Raw genomic sequence first — 3,861 nt, 5'->3', positions numbered from 1 at the left:
CCGTACTTCTGTGCGCCACGCTCCGTTCGCCTGCACGCCCCGAACCGTTCGTACGACTGCACGACCGGGGAGGGTTGTATTCCGCGCACCCCGGGTAAGACGGGCTACGACCCATTTGCCCACGTTGCAGTGCAGGAGGGAACCACGTTGATCTGGGAAGCTCTCGGCTCCGTCATCCTTGGCCTCACCCTCGCCCAGGCGGCCTCGTACCGGCTGCCCGACCGCCTGCCGGCCCGTCCGCACGTCCTGACCACGGGCCTCCTCGGCGCCCTGTTCGGCGCCGTGCTGACCCATGCGGCCATCGGCCCGGGACACGTGCTGCTGACGCTGCTCGGCGCGGCCGGGGTGGGCGCCGTGTCGCTCTCGCTGCTCCTGCGCCCCGCCGGCCGCATGCGCCGCAGGTCGGCCGCGGCGTAGCACTCCACGCTGCGCCGCCGGCCGAGGCCGCCCCGGAGCCGGGCCGGGCCGCCGTACGAAGACCGGGTCAGGCCGTCGTACGAAGAAGCCGGATCAGGCCGTCGCACGAGAGGCGGGCCCGGCCGCCGTTCGGCCCGTGCGGGATCAGGCAGCCAGCCCCAGCGCCGCCATCCGCTTGGTGTGCGCCTCGGTGATGCGGGAGAACATCCGGCCGACCTCCGCGAGGTCGAAGCCGTCCGCCACACCGCCCACCAGCATCGTCGAGAGCGAGTCGCGCTCCGCGACCACGCGCTGGGCCTGCGACAGCGCCTCGCCCATCAGCCGCCGCGCCCACAGCGCGAGCCGCCCGCCCAGGCGCGGGTCGGCCTCGATCGCGGCGCGCACCTTCTCGACCGCGAAGTTGCCGTGCCCGGTGTCGTCGAGGACGGCCAGCACCAGCGAGCGGGTGTCGGTGTCCAGGCGGGCGGCGACCTCGCGGTAGAAGTCACTGGCGATCGAGTCGCCGACGTACGCCTTGACCAGGCCCTCCAGCCAGTCGGACGGGGCGGTCAGGCGGTGGAAGTCGTCGAGGGCCTTCGCGAAGGGCTCCATCGCGGCGGTCGGCTCGGTGTCGATCGCGGAGAGCCGGTCGCGCAGCCGCTCGAAGTGGTGGAACTCGGCGGAGGCCATCTTCGCCAGTTCCGCCTTGTCGCCCAGCGTCGGAGCCAGTTTGGCGTCCTCGGCGAGCCGCTCGAAGGCCGCCAGCTCGCCGTACGCGAGGGCGCCGAGGAGGTCCACGACAGCGGCGCGGTAGGTCGGCTCGACGGACGCGGTGTTCCAGTCCTGGGCAGCGATTCCGGTGGGTGCGTCGGGGGTGTCGGCCGGGGTGTCAGATGTCTCCATAACGCGCACAATAGCCCGCCCGGGGGACCCGGTAAGGGCCTGGTCAGCGACCGCCCTCCGCGTCGCCGCCGGCACCGGCGCCTCCACCGGCGCCCCACCATTCCTACGAATTCACCCAACACACATGCGCGAATCCGGGGTACAGTGGTAATGCGCCTGCTGAGCATTCCCCGCGTACGCACTTAGGTGCGCGCGCTCTTTCAAAGCAGGCCATCCGAATGAGGATGCCCGGTCGGTGGCCCGATCGGCTCCGACCCGACAGCCCTCCGTGCGGGCGGTGCACACGCACCATCGCAGAGCGAGGGAACCCTCAGCGGCACGAGCGCTAGAGCAATGGCAGTGGTCCCGCGCCACCCGGTCCTCCCAAGGCCGGATGAAAACCCAGGCACGGTACGACCCCCGTTGTTCGCCTTGTGTCGCGTCTCACAGAAGAGGCAGCACCCTGACTACGTTCCGAGACCTCGGGATTCTTTCCGAGACGGCCGAAGCCCTTGAGGCGGTCGGCATCATGTCCCCCTTCCCCATCCAGGAGATGACGCTCCCCGTCGCGCTTTCGGGCAGTGACGTCATCGGCCAGGCCAAGACCGGTACGGGCAAGACCCTCGGTTTCGGCCTGCCGCTCCTTGAGCGCGTCACCGTTCCCGCGGACGTCGAGGCGGGCCGGGCCAAGCCCGAGAAGCTCACCGACGCCCCGCAGGCACTCGTCGTCGTACCGACCCGCGAGCTGTGCCAGCAGGTCACCAACGACCTCCTGACCGCCGGCAAGGTGCGCAACGTCCGCGTCCTCGCGATCTACGGCGGCCGTGCGTACGAGCCCCAGGTCGAGGCCCTCAAGAAGGGCGTCGACATCATCGTCGGCACCCCGGGCCGGCTGCTCGACCTGGCCGGACAGAAGAAGCTCGACCTGTCCCACATCCGCGCGCTCGTCCTCGACGAGGCCGACGAGATGCTGGACCTGGGCTTCCTGCCCGACGTCGAGAAGATCATGAAGATGCTTCCGCCGAAGCGTCAGACCATGCTCTTCTCCGCGACGATGCCCGGCGCCGTCATCGGCCTGGCCCGTCGCTACATGACGCAGCCCACGCACATCAGCGCCACCTCGCCCGACGACGAGGGCGCGACCGTCAAGAACATCACGCAGCACGTCTTCCGCGCGCACAACATGGACAAGCCGGAGCTCGTCTCCCGCATCCTCCAGGCCGAGGGCCGCGGACTCGCGATGATCTTCTGCCGTACGAAGCGGACCGCCGCCGACATCGCCGAGCAGCTGGAGAAGCGCGGCTTCGCGTCCGGCGCCGTGCACGGCGACCTCGGCCAGGGCGCCCGCGAGCAGGCGCTCCGCGCCTTCCGCAACGGCAAGGTCGACGTCCTCGTCTGCACCGACGTCGCCGCCCGCGGCATCGACGTCGAAGGCGTCACGCACGTCGTCAACTACCAGTCCCCCGAGGACGAGAAGACGTACCTGCACCGCGTCGGCCGTACGGGCCGTGCCGGTGCCAAGGGCATCGCCGTCACCCTCGTCGACTGGGACGACATCCCGCGCTGGAAGCTCATCAACAAGGCGCTGGACCTGCCCTTCGACGAGCCCGAGGAGACGTACTCCACCTCTCCCCACCTCTACGAGATCCTCTCCATCCCGGCCGGTACCAAGGGCATACTGCCCCGGGCCGACCGCACCCGCGCGGGTCTGCGCGCGGAAGAGGTCGAGGACCTGGGCGAGACGGGCGGCCGGGGCCGCAAGTCCGCGCCTGCGGCGGCTGCCGCCGTGGTGGAGGAGCGCCCGGAGCGTACGCGCACCCCGCGCCAGCGGCGTCGTACGCGCAACGGCTCGGACCTGGGCGACACCACGGCTGCGGCCGTGACGCCGGCGGCCGAGGCACCTGAGGCGGACGCCCCCTCCGACTCCTCCGACGGTACGGAGCCGCGCACGCCGCGCCGCCGCCGCCGGACGCGGGCCACGGCGCCTTCCGCTGCCGCGACCGCGGTGGTCGAGGCGCCCGAGGCACCTGTGGCTCCTGCTGTTCCCGAGGAAGCTCCGGCGGCCACCAAGCCCCGTACCCGCACCCGGGCCACGAAGGCCGCCGCGGTCACCGGGACCGCCGAGGTCGCCGAGGCTCCGGCACCCGCCAAGAAGGCCACCCGCACCCGGACGCGGACCGCGGAGGCCTCCGAGGCCTCCACTCCCGCCAGGGCGACCAGGGCCCGGTCCTCCCGCGCCAAGACGCCCTCCCCGGTCGTCGATGCGTCCGCCGAGGTCTTCGAGGCTCCGGTACGTCCGCGCCTGAAGCGCCCGGTGCGCGCCAGGGTCTCGGCCGAGCCCGAGGTCGACTTCCAGATGGCCCCGATGCCCGAGCCGGAGCCGACGACGCAGCCGCGCCGCCGTCCTGCTGCTGCGCGCACGTCGAAGCCGAAGACGGAGAAGGCGGCTCAGGCCGCCGAGTCCGCGTCGGACGGCGAGAAGCCGCGCCGGCGTCGCGCGGTCCGCAAGCCGGCTTCCCAGCCGGAGAGCTGATCCGCTCCTCCCCTGCTCGACGCTGACGGCCCCGCTTCCTGGACAGGAGG

3 protein-coding genes are annotated in these 3,861 nt (G+C 71.9%); 2 read left to right on the top strand and 1 reads right to left on the bottom strand.

Translation table 11 applies throughout. The annotated features are described in order from the left end of the window. Positions 1–147: 147 nt before the first annotated feature. Complete coding sequence (locus ACWGIG_RS37620) at positions 148–417, top strand: hypothetical protein (RefSeq protein WP_453326221.1); 270 nt, start codon at positions 148–150, stop codon at positions 415–417. A gap of 144 nt (positions 418–561) precedes the next feature. Here ACWGIG_RS37620 and ACWGIG_RS37615 read toward each other — a convergent pair whose 3' ends face one another. After that, complete coding sequence (locus ACWGIG_RS37615) at positions 562–1,299, bottom strand: ferritin-like fold-containing protein (protein ID WP_453326220.1); 738 nt, start codon at positions 1,297–1,299, stop codon at positions 562–564. A 508-nt stretch (positions 1,300–1,807) separates the two neighbouring features. On the opposite strand from ACWGIG_RS37615, the gene ACWGIG_RS37610 reads away from it, so the two are divergent. Beyond that, entirely contained in the window at positions 1,808–3,811 is a 2,004-nt protein-coding gene (locus ACWGIG_RS37610) for a DEAD/DEAH box helicase (protein ID WP_453326219.1), read from the top strand. Positions 3,812–3,861 lie beyond the last annotated feature (50 nt).

It is taken from the genome of Streptomyces sp. NPDC054863 (assembly GCF_053610825.1).
Note: the sequence above shows the minus strand (reverse complement) of the source record. Positions and strands in the feature narration are given on the sequence as shown.